This window comes from Blastococcus sp. OS1-29, assembly GCF_057628075.1.
Genome location: NZ_JBXXJK010000002.1, coordinates 334505 through 354101, shown reverse-complemented (window position 1 = coordinate 354101; position 19597 = coordinate 334505). Strand labels below are relative to the sequence as shown.

Annotated in this window: 15 protein-coding genes; 8 read left to right on the top strand and 7 right to left on the bottom strand. The window is 73.2% G+C overall.

What is annotated here, in order from left to right:
* Positions 1-23 precede the first annotated feature (23 nt).
* Entirely contained in the window at positions 24-398 is a 375-nt protein-coding gene (locus AC2H4J_RS06395; RefSeq protein WP_487464013.1) for a VOC family protein, read from the top strand.
* A 1-nt stretch (position 399) separates the two neighbouring features.
* Positions 400-2010: an acyl-CoA synthetase gene (locus AC2H4J_RS06390; RefSeq protein WP_487464012.1), complete on the top strand. Its 1611-nt coding sequence runs from the start codon at positions 400-402 to the stop codon at positions 2008-2010.
* Here AC2H4J_RS06390 and AC2H4J_RS06385 read toward each other — a convergent pair whose 3' ends face one another.
* Together AC2H4J_RS06385 and AC2H4J_RS06380 are read right to left on the bottom strand one after the other, a co-directional pair.
* The gene (locus tag AC2H4J_RS06385; protein ID WP_487464011.1) at positions 2011-2859 is read right to left on the bottom strand and encodes an SGNH/GDSL hydrolase family protein; all 849 of its coding nucleotides are present in this window, start codon (positions 2857-2859) and stop codon (positions 2011-2013) included.
* Between the two features lie 74 nt (positions 2860-2933).
* Positions 2934-3653 carry an SIMPL domain-containing protein gene (locus AC2H4J_RS06380; RefSeq protein ID WP_487464010.1) on the bottom strand — a complete coding sequence of 240 codons (720 nt, stop codon included), beginning with the start codon at positions 3651-3653 and terminating at the stop codon, positions 2934-2936.
* A 73-nt stretch (positions 3654-3726) separates the two neighbouring features.
* On the opposite strand from AC2H4J_RS06380, the gene AC2H4J_RS06375 reads away from it, so the two are divergent.
* Positions 3727-5268 carry an ATP-dependent DNA ligase gene (locus AC2H4J_RS06375; protein WP_487464009.1) on the top strand — a complete coding sequence of 514 codons (1542 nt, stop codon included), beginning with the start codon at positions 3727-3729 and terminating at the stop codon, positions 5266-5268.
* A 62-nt stretch (positions 5269-5330) separates the two neighbouring features.
* Here the strand turns inward: AC2H4J_RS06375 and AC2H4J_RS06370 are convergent, their stop codons facing one another.
* The 3 genes from AC2H4J_RS06370 to AC2H4J_RS06360 all read right to left on the bottom strand — a co-directional run bounded on the left by AC2H4J_RS06370 (position 5331) and on the right by AC2H4J_RS06360 (position 12716).
* Complete coding sequence (locus AC2H4J_RS06370) at positions 5331-5795, bottom strand: hypothetical protein (RefSeq protein ID WP_487464008.1); 465 nt, start codon at positions 5793-5795, stop codon at positions 5331-5333.
* A 99-nt stretch (positions 5796-5894) separates the two neighbouring features.
* Entirely contained in the window at positions 5895-7130 is a 1236-nt protein-coding gene (locus AC2H4J_RS06365) for an HNH endonuclease signature motif containing protein (RefSeq protein WP_487464007.1), read from the bottom strand.
* Between the two features lie 102 nt (positions 7131-7232).
* Positions 7233-12716 (bottom strand): ATP-binding protein, encoded by a 5484-nt coding sequence (locus AC2H4J_RS06360; RefSeq protein WP_487464006.1) that lies wholly within the window; start codon positions 12714-12716, stop codon positions 7233-7235.
* 210 nt (positions 12717-12926) lie between these two features.
* Here AC2H4J_RS06360 and AC2H4J_RS06355 point away from each other — a divergent pair, with 210 nt between their 5' ends.
* On the top strand, positions 12927-13679 hold the full coding sequence (locus AC2H4J_RS06355; RefSeq protein ID WP_487464005.1) for a class II glutamine amidotransferase: 753 nt from the start codon (positions 12927-12929) through the stop codon (positions 13677-13679).
* 75 nt (positions 13680-13754) lie between these two features.
* Positions 13755-15386, top strand: a complete 1632-nt coding sequence (gene pgi, locus AC2H4J_RS06350; protein WP_487464004.1) for a glucose-6-phosphate isomerase — start codon at positions 13755-13757, stop codon at positions 15384-15386.
* Here the strand turns inward: pgi and AC2H4J_RS06345 are convergent, their stop codons facing one another.
* Positions 15387-16301, bottom strand: a complete 915-nt coding sequence (locus tag AC2H4J_RS06345) for a DMT family transporter (RefSeq protein ID WP_487464003.1) — start codon at positions 16299-16301, stop codon at positions 15387-15389.
* A 47-nt stretch (positions 16302-16348) separates the two neighbouring features.
* Positions 16349-17377, bottom strand: coding sequence for an Atu2307/SP_0267 family LLM class monooxygenase (locus AC2H4J_RS06340; RefSeq protein WP_487464002.1), 1029 nt, complete (start codon positions 17375-17377; stop codon positions 16349-16351).
* Positions 17378-17575: 198 nt separating this feature from the next.
* Here AC2H4J_RS06340 and AC2H4J_RS06335 point away from each other — a divergent pair, with 198 nt between their 5' ends.
* The 3 genes from AC2H4J_RS06335 to AC2H4J_RS06325 all read left to right on the top strand — a co-directional run bounded on the left by AC2H4J_RS06335 (position 17576) and on the right by AC2H4J_RS06325 (position 19594).
* Positions 17576-18142 carry a DUF6529 family protein gene (locus AC2H4J_RS06335; protein ID WP_487464001.1) on the top strand — a complete coding sequence of 189 codons (567 nt, stop codon included), beginning with the start codon at positions 17576-17578 and terminating at the stop codon, positions 18140-18142.
* Positions 18139-18582, top strand: a complete 444-nt coding sequence (locus AC2H4J_RS06330) for a QcrA and Rieske domain-containing protein (RefSeq protein WP_487464000.1) — start codon at positions 18139-18141, stop codon at positions 18580-18582. Before AC2H4J_RS06335 ends, AC2H4J_RS06330 begins: the two co-directional genes overlap by 4 nt.
* A gap of 163 nt (positions 18583-18745) precedes the next feature.
* A complete protein-coding gene (locus tag AC2H4J_RS06325) occupies positions 18746-19594 on the top strand; it encodes a nucleoside hydrolase (protein WP_487463999.1) in 849 nt (282 codons plus the stop codon).
* Positions 19595-19597: the final 3 nt, after the last annotated feature.

Here is a 19597-nt window from a genome sequence, read left to right as displayed (position 1 = left end):
TCGCCGGTCATGGAGCAGCGCTGATGGCCGTCCGGCTGAACCACACGATCGTCGCCGCGCGGGACCGGCACGAGTCGGCCGGCTTCCTCGCCGACGTGCTCGGCCTGGCGCCGCCGCAGACCTACGGGCCGTTCGACGTCGTCCACCTGGACAACGACGTGTCCCTGGACTTCATGGACGAGGAACAGGTGGACCAGCGGCATTACGCCTTCCTGGTGGGCGAGGCGGAGTTCGACGCGATCTTCGACCGCATCCGTGCTCGCGGGCTGACGTTCTGGGCCGATCCGTTCGAGCAGCAGCCGGGCGAGATCAACACCCACGACGGCGGCCGGGGGCTGTACTGGCAGGACCCGAGCGGCCACAAGCTGGAGATCATCACCCGCCCGTACGGTGGCTGACATGGACGACGCTCCCACGATGTTCGGCCCCGCGACCACCGCCTCGATCGCCCGGGCGCGCCGGCACTCCGTCGGCGACCTGCTGCACCGCACCGCCCGCCGGTACCCGGACAAGCTCGCCGTCGTCGCCGGCGAGCGCCGGGTCACCTACCGGGAGTTCGACGACGCGGTGAACCGGGCCGCGCACGCGCTGACCACCCGGGGCCTGGCCACGGGCGACCGGCTCGCGCTGCTCTCGCACAACTCGTTGCAGTTCGCCGTCCTCGCGTTCGCGACCGCGCGGCTGGGCGTCGTGCTCGTGCCGGTCAACTTCATGCTCGGCCCCGACGAGATCGCCTACATCCTCCGGCACTCCGGCGCCGTCGGGATGGTCGCCGAGGACGCGCTGGCGCCGACCGCGGAGAAGGCGCTGTCGACCGCCGGCGTCGACGGCGGCGTGCGCGGCTGGATCCCGCTGTCCGGCGCGGCCCCCACCCAGGGCTGGGAGGACGTTGACGGCTGGTGGCAGGAGGGCCCGACGGAGGCGCCGGACGTGCCGGTCGGCGACGACGACCCGCTCCGCCTGATGTACACCTCGGGTACGGAGTCACGGCCGAAGGGCGTGATGCTGTCCAGCCGGTCGCTGATCGCCCAGTACGTCGGCTGCGCGATCGACGGCGGCATGAGCGAGGACGACGTCGAGCTGCACTCGCTGCCGATGTACCACTGCGCCCAGCTGGACTGCTTCTTCTCCGTCGACGTCTACCTGGGCGCGACGAGCATCATCCTGCCCGGCCCCGATCCCGCGGCCATCCTCGCGACGATCGCCCGGGAGCAGGTCACGAAGCTGTTCTGCCCGCCGACCGTGTGGATCTCCCTGCTGCGGCACCCCGACTTCGACACCACCGACCTGTCGAGCCTGCGCAAGGGCTACTACGGCGCCTCGGCGATGCCGGTCGAGGTGCTGCGGGAGCTGCAGCGGCGGCTGCCCGACGTCCGATTCTGGAACTTCTACGGGCAGACCGAGATGGCGCCGCTGGCCACCATCCTGCGTCCGGACGAGCAGCTGCCCCGCGCCGGATCGGCCGGCCGGGCGTCGTTGAACGTCGAGACGATGCTGGTCGACGACGACGGCACCCCGGTCCCGCCCGGCTCGGTCGGCGAGATCGTGCACCGCAGCCCGCACGCGGCGCTCGGTTACTACAACGACGAGGAGAAGACGGCCGAGGCCTTCGCCGGGGGCTGGTTCCACTCCGGCGACCTCGGCGTCATGACCGAGGACGGCTACCTCTCCGTCGTGGACCGCAAGAAGGACATGATCAAGACCGGCGGGGAGAACGTGGCCAGCCGGGAGATCGAGGAGGCGATCTACGCGCTCGACGGTGTGGCCGAGGTGGCCGTCTTCGGCATCAGCCACCCGCGCTGGATCGAGGCCGTCACCGCGGTGGTCGTCCCGAAGCCGGGCGCCTCGATCACCGCGGACGACGTCACCGCCCACGCGCGGGCGACGCTGGCCGGCTACAAGCGGCCGAAGTACGTCGTCCTCACCGGCGCGCTGCCCAAGAACCCGAGCGGGAAGATCCTCAAGCGGGAGCTCCGCAAGATGCACGCGGAGCTCGCCGGCGAGGACTGATCACAACAGGTGCAGGGTCGCCATCGCCTGGGCGGCCATCTGCGACTCCCCGAGGGCGTTCGGGTGCACGATCACCGGGTTGGTGCCCTGCAGCACCGGCTCGATCCAGCGGGTGCCGATCGGCTGGCAGGCGTCGTGGCCCTCGGACACGGTGCTCATGTCGACGTACTTGGCCCCGGTCGCGGCGGCGGCACGCCTGACGGCGTCGTTGAGCGTGGCCTGCTCGCTGCGGAGGTACGGGACGTCGCCCTTGGCGACCGGCATCTTGTCGAAGCAGCCCTCGGTGGGCGGAAGGATCCACGGGTAGCCGAGGATGGCGACCTTCGCGTGCGGCGCCTTCGCCCGCACGGCCTGCAGCGCCTTCACCAGGGCGGGGTAGGTGGTGGTGCGGATCGTGTCCTCGAACGACGAGCCGTACTTGTCCTTGCAGGGGCTGCCCTGGCCGGCGGTCGACGCGCCGGCGATCCCGCACTCGACGATCGAGTTGATGAAGACGCCGCTGTCGTTCCCGCCGATGGTCATGGTGACCAGCTGGGTGTCCTTCTGGACCGCGTCGAGCTGGGGCGCCACCCCGGGCTGCTGCGACTCGAAGAAGTCCTTGGTCTCGGCGGCCCCGCAGGTCACGTCGGTGAGCTGGGCGCCGATCGCCGCGGCGATGTCATGGGGGTAGTTCACCAGCGACCGGGTGCAGGAGATCCCCGTCGGGTCGGCGGGCAGGACGCCCGAGGCGGAGCTGTAGGAGTCACCCATCGCCACGTACCGGACCGTTGTGGCGGCCTGGGAGGAGGCGGGGGCGCCCACGAGGGCGAAGCCGAGGGCGGCCAGAGCACAAGCAGCAAGACGTCGCATGGACTTCTCCGTCGCAGCCGGGGGAACTGTGACGGGTGCAACGATCCGCGGTACCGACGGTTACGGGTACCGCGCTACCTCAGCGACCAGCGCACCTGGGCGGTCACGGTGACCTCGCTCGCCCCGGATGCGATCGGCACGGCCGACGCGGTGGACATCGCCGAGTCGGCCGCCGCCATCGGCATCGGGCCGGACGGAGTCACCTGTTCCCTCACCAGGACGACGTCGCCGAGCTCCCGGCCGGCCAGCTTCGCGTACTGCTCCGCCGTGGCTCGGGCGTCGGCGTACGCCAGCTCGCGCGCCTTCGCCCGCAGCGCGGCGTCGTCGTCAAGCTCGAAGGCGACGCCCTGAAGCCGAGCCGCGTCGCCGCCGGCCGCGACCACGTCGCTGACGGTCGCACCGGCCTTCCCGAGGTCGCGCAGGGTGACGGCGGTGTCCTGCCCGGCGGTGTAGCCGGTGATCTGCTGCCCGTTGCCGTCGTAGCGCGGGTAGAGATGCACGTTCTGCGTCTGCACGTCGGCCTCGGCGACTCCCGCCCGTCGCAGGGCGTCGAGCACCTTCCCGGCCGCGACGTTGGCGGTGTCGAGCGCGTCGGCCACCGTTGCGCCGCCCGCCTCCACGCCGATGGTCACGTGCAGGACGTCGGGGGTGCCGGTCGCCGTCCCGACTCCCTGCACGTCGACGCCTCCGTCCTCCGGCGCGGCGGCCCGGACCGGCACCGGGCCCCCGCCCACGACAGCGGCCACCACCGCGAGGACGGCGGCGAGCGGCGCGAACCTGCGGACGACGGACATGAGGCCCCCTGCATCGGAGTGGCGGATGCGTCCAGGACGCCGTGACCCGTCCCGGGGTTCCACGCCTGGCACGATGATTCCCGTGCTGCTCGCCGACGTCGTCGCCACGTCGGCCGCCGTCGCCGCGACCCGCGCGCGCACGGTGAAGGCGACGGCGATCGCGGAGCTGCTGCGCCGGGCGGACCCGGACGAGGTCGAGCCGGTCACGGCGTGGCTGGCCGGCGAACCGCGTCAGGGCCGCACGGGTGTCGGCTGGCGGACGCTGGCGAAGCCGGCGCACGACCCGGCTCCCGAGCCCACGCTGACCGTGACCGCCGTCGACCAGGCGCTGACCGCGCTCGCCACGACCAGCGGCGCGGGCTCCACCGCCCGCCGCGACGCCCTCCTCGCCTCGCTGATGGCGGCGGCGACCGGCGAGGAGCAGCGGTTCCTCGCCCGACTGCTCACCGGGGAGCTGCGGCAGGGTGCGCTCGAAGGAGTCGTGCTCGATGCCGTCGCCGCCGCGGCCGACGTCCCGGCCACGGCCGTCCGCCGGGCGTTCATGCTGTCGGGCCGTCTTCCGGAGACCGCGGCTCTCGCGCTGACCGGCGGGGTCGCGGCACTGGCGGCCGTGCGGCTGGAGGTCGGGCGGCCGCTGCGGCCGATGCTGGCCAGCCCCGGCTCGTCGCTCGACGCCGCGCTCGCGGCGCTCGGCAGTGACGTCACGGTGGAGTTCAAGCTGGACGGCGCCCGGATCCAGGTGCACCGGGACGGCGACGACGTCCGCGTGTGGACCCGGACCTTGCGCGAGGTGACCGACGGCGTGCCCGAACTCGTCGAGCGGGTGCGGGCTCTCCCCTGCCGCACCGCCGTGCTCGACGGCGAGACGCTGGCGCTGGACGACGACGGCCGCCCGCGCGCGTTCCAGGACACGATGAGCCGCTTCGGCAGCGACGTGTCGGACGCCGGGGTGCTGCTCAGCCCGTTCTTCTTCGACCTGCTGCATCTCGACGGCCGCGATCTGCTCGACGAGCCGCTGCACGTGCGGCTCGACGCACTCGCCGAGCTGCTCGCCGACGAGGAGCACGCCGCGCTCCGGATGCCCGGCGTGCGCTCCCCCGCCCCGGAGGAAGCGGCGGACGTGCTGGCCGAGGCCCTCGACGCCGGGCACGAGGGCGTCGTCGTCAAGGCCCTGGATGCCGCCTACGCGGCGGGCCGCCGCGGGGCGGCGTGGCAGAAGGTCAAGCCGGTGCACACCCTCGACCTGGTGGTGATCGGTGCCGAGTGGGGCTACGGACGGCGGACCGGCAAGCTCTCGAACATCCACCTCGGCGCTCGGGACCCCGACGGCGGCGAGCCGATCATGGTCGGCAAGACGTTCAAGGGCATGACCGACGAGCTGCTGGAGTGGCAGACGGCAACCTTCCCCGAGCACGCCCGGGCCCGGCCCGACTGGGGTGTCGAACTGCGGCCCGAGCTCGTGGTCGAGATCGCCCTCGACGGCGCCCAGCGCAGCACCCGCTATCCCGGCGGCGTCGCCCTGCGCTTCGCCCGCGTGCTGCGCTACCGCCCGGACAAGACGCCGGCCGAGGCGGACACGATCGACGCCGTCCGCGCACTCCTCGCCGGCTCCTGACCGACGCCGAGACCCCGCGACACCTCACCCTGTCTGGGGCCTCCGTATCCTTGAGTTGCCCTTCATGGCGACTCCGATTCATCGCCCCGGCTGAGTACTCGCCCCAGTGGAGGGCTCAGCAGAGCACGTGGAGATCGTGTACCGACAAGCACAACTCCCGCGGCAGGCGTCGCCGAACTGGTGATAGAGCCGACCGCGACAAGGCCAACCGCGACGATGCCGAGGGCCACGACGCCCACGGCGAGCACCCCGAGCGATACCCCGCCCAGGGCGATCGCGGCCACTGCCACGCCACCGACGGCCGCGAACAGACCCAGGCTGACGCCGCCGGCGCTCACCAGGCCGACAGCGACCCCACCGACGGCGACGAACCCGACGGCGATGCCACCCACGGCGATCACTCCTCGAGCCCGACCGACTTGATAGCGACCGTCGATGTCCCGCCCTCCCAGGGCCACGTGCACGAGCGGCACGCCCCTCCAGGTCCGGATCGAGCGGTATTCCCTCACGGTGCCTGGCACGGTCACGGCAGTCCTCCAAGAAGCGTCAGGCCTCTCTTGAAGCGTTCACGGCTTGCGAGGACCAGAGGTTCAAGGACGCGCGTCTCCCCCCGTCCGATGGGCGGGTCAGGCTGCGAGTACTGGTTCGGGCATGAGGATTTCGGTGCCGTCGGGGCGGTAGGTGCGCCATCGGCCGTCGGGTTGCAGCTCGATGCGGAACCCGTGGTGGACCTTGGTGTGGTGCCGCTCGCAGAGCAGCGCCCCGTTCTCCACCGAGGTCTCTCCGCCGTCGAGCCAGTGCAGGACATGATGGGCGTCGCACCAGTGGGTGGGGGCATGGCAGCCGGCGAACACGCAGCCCCGGTCGCGGGCATCGAGGGCCCGGCGGAGGTGCGGGGGGAAGAACCGGTTCTCCCGGCCGACGTCACGGGGTTGGCCGTCGGGGCCGAACACGATCCGGGCGATGCCGCCGTCGCAGGCCAGCATCCGGGCCCGGGCGGCGGAGATGATCGCCCCGAAGCCGGTGCGCGCGGCGCCGTGCCCGGGATGCGGGTCGACCAGGTCGTCGAGGTCGATGGTGACCACCACGCGCGGCTTGACGGTGCGCAGGAACGGCAGATTGCCGGCGGCCAGCGCGTTGTCGGCCAGCTGCACCAGGGCGTCGGCCTGCTGCTGGCTGCGGCCGCGGGTGTCCCCGGCCGGCCGGTGGGCCTGCACGATCGACTCGAGCGCGGCCTGCACCTTCTCCCCGCCGATCGCGTCGAGGTCGAACCGGCCGGACACGCTGCCGTCGGCGTGCCGGACGAGGGTGAACCGGCGGCCCTCGGTGGGGTCGGGTTCGGTGCCGTCGGGGTCGAGGTTGGCCAGGTAGTGGTGCACCACCTGCGCCAGGTCGTTGTGCGGGCGGGTGGCGGCGGCGTCGGCCAGCACCGCATCCACCGCGGCCAGCTCCACCCCGGCCGCGGCGGCCGCGGCCCGGTGCTCGTCGCGGGCGACCGGCGCGATCGCGGCGACCGCCTCGGCGGTCACCCGCCCGGCGGCGAACGCCGCCGCCACGGCGGGCAGGTGTTCCAGCGCCCGCCCGGAGACCACCAGCCGGTGCGCCGCTGTCGAGGACAACAGGCCGTGCCCGCGCAGCCAGGCCTGCATCGTCTTCGCCCCGTCGTGCTCGGACGCCTGGGTCAGCTCCCCCTCCCGCACGGTGGAGGCGACCTGGGCGGCGAGCCGGTTCGTCGCGGCCAGCAGCCGCCGGGACCGCTCCAGCACCTGCGGGCCGAACATGCCCGTCAGGTTCTCGGCGGTCACCCGGTCCAGGGCGCGCTCCAGGTCGGCGAGCGCGCCACCCGAATCGTCCGAACACATGTACGAAGAATACCGGAAGAATGGGTCTCCCGCAGCATAAATCCCCAGGTCAGCGGCCTGTCCACAGTCCCGGGCAGGCCCTTGACAGGGTCCAGAGAGTGGTCAGCCGCCTGCGCGCGACATCCCCATCTCCACCGCGGCGATGAGCCGCGGTCGCAGCTCGGCGGCCGGCACGATGTCGTGCACCGACCCGACCCGGCGGGCCCGCTCGATGTCGTGGATGGCCTCGAACTCCGCCGCGACCTCGCCCAGCTTCTCCGAGCGGACGGCGGCCCGCAGCGTCGCCAGCTCCGCCCGCAGCTGCGCCTGGTCGACGCCCTCGGCGGCAGCCGCCGCGGCCTCCAGCTCGTGAATGCGGGCGTCGGCCGCCGTCCGCTTGTCGACCTCGCGCGTGAACACGACGGCGGCCGCGGGAGCTCCGCCCAGCACCGAGGCGTAGGACCCCTCCACGGCCAGCACCTGCATGTTGTCGTTGAGCACGCCGGAGAAGACGACGAACGCACCGCCGTGGTAGCGGGAGATCAGGCAGAACACGATCGGGCCGTCGAAGTTCACGATGGCCCGGCCGATCTCCGCGCCGTACTCCAGCTGCAGCTGGCGCAGCGACTCCGGCGACCCGTCGAAGCCCGACAGGTTAGCCAGCACCACGAGCGGCCGGTTGCCGCTCGCCGCGTTGATCGCGCGCGCGGTCTTCTTCGACGAGCGCGGGAACAGCGTCCCCGCCGTCCACAGGTCGGGGCCGTCGGCCGGGAACGTCCCGCGCCGCGGGATCGGCCGGGACTCGATGCCGATGACGGTCACCGGGTGGCCGCCGAGGTGCGCGTCGTAGACGACGGACGTGTCGGCGTCGGCCATGCCGGCCCACCGCTCGAGCACCGGATGGTCCTGATCGGACACCGCCCGCATGACCGTGCGGATGTCGAAGGCCTTCTTGCGCTCCGGATTGGCGGTCGCCGAGAAGATGTCTCCGACGGTGGTGAAGTCGCTGGCCGGGTGCACGTGCGGGAACGCCTGGACGTCGCGGTCCCGCGGGTCAGTGGTGTCGGCCGACCGTGGCCGGCGCTCGCCGGGCGCGATGTAGCTGTGCTCGTAGTGCGTCAGCAGCAGCTCGCCGGCGGCCAGCAGGTCCGGCGCCCAGTACTGCGCCTGGCCGTTCGGACCCATGATCCGGTCGTAGCCGCCGATGCCGAAGTTGTCCTCGGCCGACACCCCGCCCGCGTAGTCCAGCGAGTGCTTGCCGGTGAGCACCATCGCGCTGTCCGGCGTCATCACGAGGATGCCCTTGGTGTGCATCAGCATCGTCGCCTCGGCGTTCCAGTACGGCTGGGCGCCCACGTTGATGCCGGCCACGACGACGTTGATCTCACCGCCGCCCTGGGTGAAGTCGATGATGCGGCGCAAGGCCCGGGCCACCCAGTCCATGTTCTCGGTGCCGCTGTGCATCGAGATGGTGGCCCCGGAGGACAGCGCGAACCACTCGACCGGGATGCCGCGTTCCTCGGCGAGGTCGAGCGCGGCGATCACCCGCGCGCACTCCGCCTCGGCGACCGTGCCCAGCGCCTTGGTCGGGTCGCCGAAGAGCGCCACGCGGGTCATGCCCTCGGGGTAGCGCCGGGTCGGCGTCGTCACCAGGCCGGCGATGATCCCGGCCCGGTTCTGTCCGGCCGGCCGGTCCACCGGCACCAGCCGGCCGGACTCGTCGAGGTCGTGCTCCACGAACGACCCGCCGGGACCGGCCAGGACCGGCGCCAGCTCGTAGGGGTAGACGGCGCCGCGGGCCCGGGAGCTGAGCACCTTCTCCGTGTACTCGTCGAGCGGCGCCAGCGGCTCGGTCGGCCGGTCGGTCACCTGCAGCTGCACGCCGGTGCCCGGTCGGTTGGAGAAGCGGATCGCCACCTCCCGCGGCTGCTGGCCGGCCTCCTGCAGCCGGGCGAGCAGCATGATCTGGTCGATCCCGGCGCCGACCGTCAGCGGAGCCACGTTGAGGGCGAACGTGGCGACGTCCGACAGCGGCACCTCGATCGAGGGCCAGGCGTACAGGAACACACGGTTGTGTTCCAGCGGCCGGCGCGAGCGCCGTCTCGACTGCGCCCGTCGAAGGCTGTCCAGGCAGGCGGTGAGCTGCCGCTCGACGGTCGGGTACCCGACGATCTCCCCGGCGTCGTCGCGCAGCGGCGCGAGGTCGCGCACCTCGGCCATCGCGATGAAGCGCTCGTCGTTCGGGTTGTCCTTGGCCGTCAGGTGGAACAGGTAGGTGTCCTCGGCCGCGGGCGCCCGCTCGCCGTCGAAGTTCTTCAGCCGCCAGAGGTTGAGCCGCTGCGCGGTCAGCGGGTGCATGCCGCGGATGATCCGGTCCTCGGCCAGCCCGTCCGGTGAGGCACGGAAGGTGACGGTCTCCACGTCGCGGCCCTCGGCGCAGACGGTCACGGTGACCCGGCGCATCGCGGCCAGCGACTCGAGCGGAGTGAGCATCTCGTGCAGGCGCACGGCCAACTCGTCGGCGTCCGTCGGCCGGTCGGGCCAGGAGACGTAGAGGTCCAGCAGCCGGGTGTTCGGCTCGAGGACGTCGGCCGAACGCCGCGCCACCTCGGCCAGGGCTGCGGCCAGGTCCCGGACCGGCCCCATCCAGGCGAGCAGGTGCAGCCGCAGCCCGCGCAGGTCGTAGTCGGCGAACACGGCAGAGCGGCCGGCGAACATCTCCGCGTGCACGTTCTGCAGGTCGCGACTGCGGTAGTAGCGGCGGGTCAGCACCTCCAGGATCGGGTCGGGGATGGTGGCCTCCCGCTCCGCCCGCTGGGCGAGCAGGCGGATCAGCGGCTCCGGGCTCTCCACCAGCGCCTCGACCCGGCGCATCGCCTCGTCGTCGTCGCTGCTGACCCCGGTGGCCTCGAGCTCGGCCAGCAGGCCGGAAGCCTGGTCGAGGATGACCTCCCGGTTCGCCCGGACCACCGGCTCCTCGAAGTAGCGGTAGCGCACCGCCCGCGCCAGATCCCCGACGGCCGGGTAGCGCAGCTGGGTGGCGACGACGAGCCGGTCGAGCAGGTCAGCGACCTCCGCGCGGGCGGGCGCCACCGGCGGGTCGGCCTGCAGCCACCGCTCGAGCAACGCCTGCACGGCGGGCAGCTGGTCGGCGACGCGCTGCTGGGCGAGATAGAGCCGGTACACGGCCTCCTCGAGCGCCGGGCCGGGCTCGAGGTCCCGAACGTCGTAGTGCAGCAGCGCGCGGGCGAGCCGTCCCCGGAAGCTCTCGGGCAGCCCCTCGCGGTCGACGTCCAGGGAGTGCAGGTAGGCGTGGAAGAACTCGCGGGGACTGTGGACCTGCTGGTCGGCCTCCTCCTCGCTGCCCGACGGGCGGTTGCGGGAGAGCTCGCTCAGGTCGGCGAACGTGGTGAGGACCGTCAGCTCGCCGCGCAGCAACTCGGGGTCGTCGTTCGGCAGCTCGTTGCGGGCAGCGTCGTACTCGGCGACCAGCTCGGAGGCGTAGCGGCCGCTGACGTCGTAGCCGGTGATCAGCGCCTGGAGCGCCGCGAGCAGGGACAACGCCCGGTCGCGGTGGCCACCGTTGCGCACCTCGACGTCCGGCAGCTCGACCCGTTCCCCGGACGCCTCCTCGACGTCCCCGCCGACCTGCTCGAGGTTCAGCAGCGGTGCGCCCGCGTCGACCTGGGAGTTGGCCGCGGCCAGGATCTCGCGGACCCGGCCGGCGAACGGCGCGCGGACCGCCGTCTCCATCTTCATGCTCTCCAGGACGGCGATCGTCTGGCCGGCCTCGACCTCCTGGCCCACCTCGGCCCGGATCGCGACGACGACCGAGGGAGCCGGGGCGCGCACGACACCCCCGGCGTCACGGGTGACGCGGTGGCTCACGCCGTCGACCTCGACCAGGTGCGAGCCGACGGCCTCCACCGAGACGACGGCGAAGCGGTGGTCACCCACCCGCAGCCGGCTCTCCAGCGCGTTGAGCCGGTCCACGTCGACGTCGGCGTAGCGGCCGTCCAGCTCGACGCGGTAGCGGTCCCGGCCGATCTTCGTGACGGTCAGCCGGTACACCTGGCCCCGGTAGCCCAGCTCCAGCGTGCGGCCGACCTCGTGCCGCGCGCGGGGGCGGCCGCCGCGGGCCGAGGCGAGGAAGGCGGCCCGCTCGACGGACTCCTCGGCGTCGGCGGCGTCGATGGCCACCTGCACGAGCGCGGCGTAGGCCGAGGGCGCGGGCTCGGTCGTGCCCGCCGTCCCGGTGCGGTCCAGCCAGCCGGTGTCGGCGGTGCCGGCCACCACCTCCGGGCGGTCGAGCAGGTCGAGCAGGAACGTCTTGGTCGTCGTCCCGCCACGCAGGACGACGGTCGTGTCGCGCAGGGCCACGCGGAGCCGGGCCAGCGCCTCCGGCCGGTCGTGACCCCAGGCGATGATCTTGGCGACCATCGAGTCGTAGGCGGGCGGGATGACGTCGCCGACGCTCATCCCCGTGTCGACGCGGACGCCCGGCCCGGTGGGGAACCGGAGCAGCTGGACCTGTCCCGGTGCGGGGGCGAAGCCCTGCTCGGCGTCCTCCGCGTTGAGCCGCGCCTCGACCGCGTGCCCGAACTCCCGCGGCGGCTCCCCCTCGAGCCGGCCGCCGGAGGCCACGTGCAGCTGGAGCTTGACGATGTCGAGACCCGTCGTCTCCTCGGTCACGGGGTGCTCGACCTGCAGGCGGGTGTTGACCTCGAGGAAGGTGAACAGCTTCTCCTCGGGCTGGTACAGGAACTCCACCGTGCCGGCGCCCACGTAGCCGGCCGCCTTGACCAGGGCCATCGACGACTCGCGCAGCGACGTTGACTGCTCGGGCGTCAGCGCCGGCGAGCTCGACTCCTCGATCACCTTCTGGTTGCGCCGCTGCACCGAGCAGTCGCGCACGCCGGGCGCCCAGACGTTGCCGTGCTGGTCGGCGATCACCTGCACCTCGACGTGCCGGCCGCCCTCGACCAGCCGCTCCATGAAGATGGTGGGGTCACCGAAGGTCCGCTCGGCCTCGACCGTCGTGCGGGTGAGCGCCTCCTCCAGTTCCGACTCGTCCCGCACGATGCGGATGCCGCGGCCGCCACCGCCGCTGCGGGACTTGACGATCAGCGGGTAGCCGATCTCCGCCGCGTGCCGTCGTCCGTCCTCGACGCCCTCCACGGGGCCGCCGCTCCACGGCGCCACCGGGACACCGGTCCGCTCGGCGAGCACCTTCGCCTCGATCTTGGCGCCGAGCAGGCGCATGGCCTCGGGCGACGGGCCGATGAACGTGACGCCGAGCGAGGCGCAGAGTTCGGCGAACGCCGGGTCCTCGGCCACGAAGCCCCAGCCGACCCAGGCGGCGTCCGCCCGGCTCTCGCGCAGCGCCCGCCCCAGCTCCTCGTGGTCGAGGTAGGGGTTGCCGGCACCGGTCTCGCGGAGGACGACGGCCTCGTCGGCGGCGCGCACGAACGTCGCCCGGCGCTCGGACTCGGTGTGCAGAGCGATCACCCGGATGCCGTATCCGTGCTCCGCGTTGAGCTCGCGCACCGCTCGGGTCAGGCGCATGGCGGGCTCACCGCGGTTGACGACTGCGATCCGGCTGAACACCTGCGCACCTCTTCCCCCGGGAGCGCGGTCGCTCCCCCATCGGGAGCTTTCCCGTGCTGCGGTGAGGCCGTCAAACGGGGGTGGACGACGCGGGCTCCCGGGACGGGTGCGACGGGCGGTACGCGCCCCCTCCGGAGGTCCCCGGCTTGCCGCAGGACAACCTCCATCGTGGGGCGGACCGACCGCGATCCGAGGAAGGAAGGGCCCCCCATGTGCCGTCTCCTGGGCTGGGCCACCCGCGTGCCCACGACGCTCCGTGACCTGCTCGGAGCCGACCTCGTGGACTTCGCCGAGCTGTCCGCGAAGCACGGCGACGGCTGGGGCGTCGCCCGCGGCACCCGGCGCGGGGTCGCGGTGCGCAGGCGCCCGGACGCGGCGCGGACGAGCGCCCGGTTCGCCCGCGAGGCCGGACGGCGCAGCGACCTGGGCATCGCACACCTGCGATGGGCGACCCTGGGCCTCGGTGTCGGCCGGGACAACACCCACCCCTTCACCGACGGGCGCGTGGCGTTCGCGCACAACGGCTCGATCACGCCGCCGGCCGCCCTCGACCGGCTGCTGACCGACCGCGCACAGCGCCGCCGGCAGGGGACGACGGACAGCGAGCGCTACTTCCTCGCCGTCGCCCAGTTGCTGCGTGACGGAGCGGCGCCGGAGGAGGCCCTGCGGACGACGGCCGACCGGATCGCCGCGCTCGCTGCGTTCACCAGCCTCAACTGCCTGCTGCTGACCCCGGAGAACCTCTACGCGTTCTGCCGCTACGACCCGGCCGGCCGGTGGGAGGACGACGACCCCGACTACTACCGCCTGCGCTACCGGGTCGCCCCCGACGCGGTCGTGGTCGGCTCGAGCGGCTGGGGCAGCGGGTGGCGCGAGCTCGCGAACGGCGACCTGCTGGTGGTGGCCCGCCGCAGCCTGGACACGACCGTGGTGACCAGCGCCGGCCGCACCGTCGCCGCCTGACCAGCCCCCGGAGTCGTCCGTAGCGGCGTCCTGCGAGAGGCTGGCACCGACCGGCAGCGAGCAGGAGGAATCGGCGTGGGTATCAGCGACAGCGCGGAGTGGCAGGCACTGGCCGAACACCACCGAGAGGTGCGCGACCGCCACCTCCGCGAACTGTTCGCCGAGGACCCGGCGCGCGGCGAGGAGCTCAGCGTCCGCGCCGGTGACCTCTACCTCGACTACTCCAAGAACCGGCTGACCCGCGAGACCATCCGGCTGCTGGTGGCGCTGGCGGAGAAGGCCGGCCTGCGCGAGCGCACGGAGGCGATGTTCTCCGGGGAGCACATCAACACCGCGGAGGATCGCGCCGTCCTGCACGTGGCCCTGCGCGACCCCGCCACCAGCGGCCTGGTGGTCGACGGGCAGGACGTGCGGCACGACGTCCACGAGGTGCTCGACCGGATGGCCGACTTCGCGCACCGCATCCGGAGCGGCGCGTGGACCGGGCACACCGGCGAGCGCATCACGGCGGTCGTGAACATCGGCATCGGCGGCTCGGACCTCGGGCCCGCGATGGCCTACCTGGCGCTGCGCGACTACTCCGACCGGTCACTGACCTGTCGGTTCGTCTCCAACATCGACCCGACCGACCTCGCCGAGGCCACCCGCGACCTCGACCCGGCGAGCACCCTGTTCGTCGTCGCGTCGAAGACGTTCACCACCCAGGAGACACTGACCAACGCCACCGAGGCCCGCCGGTGGCTGCTCGACGGGCTCGGCGGCGACGAGAGCGCCGTCGCCAAGCACTTCGTCGCCGTCTCCACCAACGCCGAGAAGGTCGCCGCCTTCGGCATCGACACGGCGAACATGTTCGGCTTCTGGGACTGGGTCGGCGGCCGCTACTCGTTCACCTCGGCCATCGGGCTCTCCGTCATGGTCGCGATCGGCGCCGACCACTACCGCGACATGCTCGACGGCTTCCACACCATCGACGAGCACTTCCGCACCGCCCCCTACGAGGAGAACCTGCCGGCCCTGCTCGGCCTGATCTCGCTCTGGTACGTCGACTTCTTCGGCGCCCAGACCCAGGCAGTGCTCCCCTACTCCCAGTACCTGTCGCGCTTCCCCGCCTACCTGCAGCAGCTCTGCATGGAGTCCAACGGCAAGTCGGTGAGCCGGGACGGCACGCCCGTCGACGTGCACACCGGGGAGATCGTCTGGGGCGAGCCGGGCACCAACGGGCAGCACGCCTTCTATCAGCTGCTGCACCAGGGCACGCTGCTCGTGCCGGCCGACTTCCTCGCCTTCGCCCAGCCCCACCACGACCTCGACGGCATGCACGACCTGTTCCTGGCCAACTTCCTCGCCCAGCCGCGCGCGCTGGCCTTCGGGAAGACGGCCGAGGAGGTGGCCGAGGACGGGACGAAGGCCGACGTCGTCCCGCACAAGGTGATGCCGGGCAACCACCCGTCCAACGCGATCGTCGCGCCCAAGCTGACCCCCCACACGCTCGGCCAGCTGGTGGCCGCCTACGAGCACCGCGTCTTCACCCAGGGCGTGATCTGGGGGATCAACTCCTTCGACCAGTGGGGGGTGGAGCTCGGCAAGGTGATGGCCAACCAGCTCGCCCCGAAGCTGCAGAGCGAGTCGGCGCCCGAGTACGACTCCGACTCCTCGACGAACGCGCTCATCAGGCTGCTGCGCGAGGGCCGCGGCCGCCCCGCCTGATCAGGCGGCGCCGGGCTCGGCCAGCGGGGGCCGGGGCTCGGGGGGCCGGGTCTCGGCGGTGCCGTGCGGCTCGCCGGTGCGGGCCAGGAGGACGACACCGATCGCCGCGATGATGGCCGCGGGCACCCACACCGTGGCGTGCCCGGGCTCGAGGCGCTCGCCGAGCAGCCACTTCGCGGCCGGGATCGCGGCGAGCGGGTCCATCAGGATCAGCGCCGGCAACGACCACGCGAGTGATCCCCGGGCATACGCCTGCTGGCCGCCGACGATCGCCACCACCGCCACGAGGATCGCGCCCCACACGGCGACACCCGCGAAGGCGTGCACCCAGCCTCCTTCCTGCAGGCTGCGGACGCCGACGGAGATCAGGACGGCACCGATGCCGGCCGCGATCCCGGCGGCCGTGCCGCAGGCCAGCGCACCGTGGGCGCCGTGCCCCAGCAGCGTCGCCCCGGCGACGAGGAGGATGGAGAGCACGACGGCGGCGATCACCTCGATCGAGGACGGCGGCGCGGTGTGGATGCCCTTCGCCGGCTGTGCGGCCACCAGGAACACGGCCAGCCCGCCGGTGGTCAGCGCGGCGCCGAACAGCTCCAGCCGCAGCGGCGCCTGGCGGGTGCGAATGGCACGCAGACCGAGCGCCACGACGAGGCCGACGGCGAGCACCGGCTGCACGACCGCGACCGGCGCGACGGCGAGGGCGCCCACCTGGGTCCCGGTGCCGCAGAGGGTCGCCGCCTGGCCGAACATCCAGCGCTTGCGCCGGATCATCAGCCGCAGGCTCAGCCCGGTGGGTGTCTTGCTGCGCTCCGCGGCCTCGTGCTGCAGCACCGCGCCCACCGCGAACAGCACCGCCGCGAGCAGGGCGAGCAGCAGGCCCAGGAGGGGCCTGCCGTGAGCGTCGGGGCCGTGCACAGGTCAGGTATGCCCGACGAGCGGCATCACGAACAAGCCCCTGCCGATCACGAGGTGGCCACGCGCGGCGCGACCTCGGTGCCCAGCAGTTCGATGCCCCGCAGCAGGTCGTCGTGCGCCAGCCGCGGGTTGGTCATCTGCAGCGAGATGCGGTGGACCCCGCCCAGCTGCTCCGACACCCGCACGAGCTTGGCCGCGACCGTGTCCGGGTCGCCCATGAAGAAGGCGCCGTCCGGCCCGCTGGTGGCGTCGAACTGCGCCCGCGACGGCGGGGCGAACCCCCGCTCGCGGCTCACCCTCGCGAACATCTCGTGCCAGCCGGGGTAGATCGTGTCGGCCGCCGCCTGCGTGCTCTCGGCGACGAAGCCGAACACGTGCAGCCCGACCTTCAGCGCGTCGGCCGGGTGCCCCGCCTGGGCGCCGGCCCGGCGGTACAGGTCGACCAGCGGTGCGAACTGGCGCGGCTCGCCCCCGATGATCGCCACCATCAGCGGCAGCCCGAGCAGACCGGCCCGCACGAAGGACTCCGGCGTGCCGCCGACGCCGACCCAGATCGGCAGGGGGTCCTGCAGCGGGCGCGGGTAGACACCCTGGCCGGTGAGCGCCGGACGGTGCCGGCCACGCCAGGTGACGTGCTCGGACTCCCGGATGCGCAGCAGCAGGTCGAGCTTCTCCTCGAACAGCTCGTCGTAATCGGCCAGGCTCAGCCCGAACAGCGGGAACGCCTCGGTGAACGACCCCCGCCCGACCACCAGGTCGATGCGCCCCTTCGAGATCAGGTCGAGGGTGGCGAACTGCTGGAACACCCGGACCGGATCGGCCGCGCTGAGCACCGCGACCGCGCTGCCCAGCCGGATCCGCGTCGTCCGTGCCGCGGCGGCGGCGAGTATGACCGGCGGCGCCGAGTCGTAGTACTCGGGTCGGTGGTGCTCACCGATTCCGAAGGAGTGCAGCCCCACCCGGTCGGCGAGGGCGATCTCCTCCAGCAGGTGCGCCATGCGCTCCTCCGCTCCGATGACCCGGCCGGACCGCGGGTCGGTGACGGCGGAGACGAAGCTGTCGATGCCGAGATGCACGGCGGGAAGTCAACCAGCCCGGTCAGCGCGGCGGCGCCCGGCCCGGCCCGCCTCCGGCCCTGTCGACAGCCACGGGCGGTGCGAGGTGAGCCTGCCAGTCACACCGGGCCCGCTGGCAAGGGGCTGGGAGTGACGTGGCCGCGGTGCTAGCTTCGGCCCCTCCCGTCGTGCGCCCGCCCGTGTCAGGAGACTCAGGCCATGGTCGCGAAGCCGGCCGTCGCTCCCCCGCGCAACCGGACGGCGCTCGCCCTGCTCCTGCTCGCCGGGGCCGCGGTCGCCGTGACGGTGGGCGTCTACGCCCGGGTGCACCGGCCCGCGGCACGGCCGCTCTTCCTGCTCGGGTTCTCGGGGATGCTTCAGCTCAAGTCGTGGCTGGCCACCGCGGCGATGGTCCTGGTCGTCGTGCAGGTCGTGACCGCGCTCTGGATGTGGCGACGTCTGCCCGGCGCCGGCTCTCCGCCGGCCTGGCTGGGCGGCGCGCACCGCTGGAGCGGCAGCGTGGCCTTCACGCTGAGCCTTCCGGTGGCGGTGCACTGCGTCTGGTCGCTGGGGTTCGTCACCACGACACCGCGGGTGCTGGCGCACGGCCTGCTGGGATGCGCGTTCTACGGCGCGTACACCGCGAAGATGCTCGGCCTGCGGGTGCGCCGGCTGCCGTCGTGGACGGTGCCGGTGCTCGGGGGGTCGGTGTTCGCCCTGTTCCTGCTGGTCTGGACGACGTCCGCGGCGTGGTTCTTCACGCGCTCCGGCGTGCCGCTGTGGTGAGGAGGCTGACCCGGCGGAGCGCGCTGCGAGGGGCGCTGGTCGCCCTGGTCGGGGCGGCCGGCGGCTACCTGGCCGTCCGCGGCAGCAGCGCCGCCCGCCCGCCGCGAGGAGAGACCGTGGCCAACGCGTACGGACCGGCGACGCAGGACGGCAGCCGCACGCTGGTGGCCGTCGACGCGGTGCCCGTGGGCGGCGGCGTCGTCCTCCGGCAGGAGAAGGTCGTGGTCACCCGACCCACTGCGGACGCCGTGCGCGCGTTCTCCGCCGTCTGCACCCACCAGGGGTGCACGGTGAATGCGGTGGCCGACGGCACCATCGACTGCCCGTGCCACGGCAGCAGCTTCGACGCGACCACCGGGGCGGTCCGGCAGGGCCCGGCCACCCGTCCGCTGCCGACGGTGGCGGTCACCGTCCGGGACGGGAAGGTGTTCGCGTCATGACGCCGCTCCAGCGGCTGCTCGCATCCGGTCCCACGCTCGTCTGGCTGCTCGCCGCCGGCTTCGCGCTCGGGGCCCTCCTCGCCCTGCGCTGACCCGGACGCGGCCGTGCCGGCCATTGGCACGGGCGCCCCGGCCGGGCCACCGGGCGGTGCAGGGTGTCCGGATGGCCACCGAAGGACGGCTCCGTCTCGCCGAGCAGTGCCGGGTGATCGTCGACAACGACTGGGCCGGCGACCCGGACGGGCTGGTCGCGCTCGCCCACCACCTGCTCTCCCCGACCAACCGCGTCGTCGCCGTCACCAGCTCCTTCCTCAATCCCGTGTTCGGCGAGTCGGACGCGACCGCGGCGCGCGGGGCGCTGATGGCGCAGGAACTGATCGACCTCGTCGGCGGCCCGGCCCGCCCGCTGGTGCACTCCGGCGCCGAGCGGGCCCGCGGCGGCACGACGGCGGCGTCCGCCGCGATCGTCGCCGAGGCGCGCCGGGACGACGACCGGCCACTGTTCCTGGTCTGCGCGGGCCCGCTGACCAACGTCGCGGCCGCGCTCGAGGACGCGCCCGACATCGCCGAACGCCTGACCCTGGTCTGGGTGGGCGGTGCCCTGACGGCGGGAACGCCCGAGTACAACCGGGACACCGACCCGGCGGCCGCCGACCTCGTCCTCGGCCGTCCGGATCTCGACGTCTGGCAGTTCCCGCTCGAGACCTACCGGCGCTGCGCCTACTCGGTCGCCGAGCTCGAGCAGGACGTCGCCGGCAGCGGCCGGCTCGGCAGGTGGCTGTGGACCCGGTTCCTCGAGCTGCCGCTGCCGGACTGGATCCGGCTCGGCGGGGTCTGGCCGCTGGGCGACAGTCCACCGGTGCTGGTCACCGCGCTGAGCGACGAGTCGAGCACGTGGACGGAGTCGGCAGGCCCGGACGGGGGCGTCCGCCGGATCTACACCGACGTCGACACCCGGCTGCTCTTCGGCGACCTGCTCGCCCGCCTCCGCCGGCACGAGAGCCGGAGTTGACCG

Coding starts and splice junctions, on each gene's coding strand:
- AC2H4J_RS06365 (WP_487464007.1), bottom strand. CDS start 7,130: ATGTGTTCGGACGATTCGGGTGGCGCGCTCGCCGACCTGGAGCGCGCC.
- AC2H4J_RS06390 (WP_487464012.1), top strand. CDS start 400: ATGGACGACGCTCCCACGATGTTCGGCCCCGCGACCACCGCCTCGATC.
- AC2H4J_RS06395 (WP_487464013.1), top strand. CDS start 24: ATGGCCGTCCGGCTGAACCACACGATCGTCGCCGCGCGGGACCGGCAC.
- AC2H4J_RS06355 (WP_487464005.1), top strand. CDS start 12,927: ATGTGCCGTCTCCTGGGCTGGGCCACCCGCGTGCCCACGACGCTCCGT.
- AC2H4J_RS06325 (WP_487463999.1), top strand. CDS start 18,746: ATGGCCACCGAAGGACGGCTCCGTCTCGCCGAGCAGTGCCGGGTGATC.
- AC2H4J_RS06380 (WP_487464010.1), bottom strand. CDS start 3,653: ATGTCCGTCGTCCGCAGGTTCGCGCCGCTCGCCGCCGTCCTCGCGGTG.
- AC2H4J_RS06375 (WP_487464009.1), top strand. CDS start 3,727: ATGATTCCCGTGCTGCTCGCCGACGTCGTCGCCACGTCGGCCGCCGTC.
- AC2H4J_RS06335 (WP_487464001.1), top strand. CDS start 17,576: ATGGTCGCGAAGCCGGCCGTCGCTCCCCCGCGCAACCGGACGGCGCTC.
- AC2H4J_RS06385 (WP_487464011.1), bottom strand. CDS start 2,859: ATGCGACGTCTTGCTGCTTGTGCTCTGGCCGCCCTCGGCTTCGCCCTC.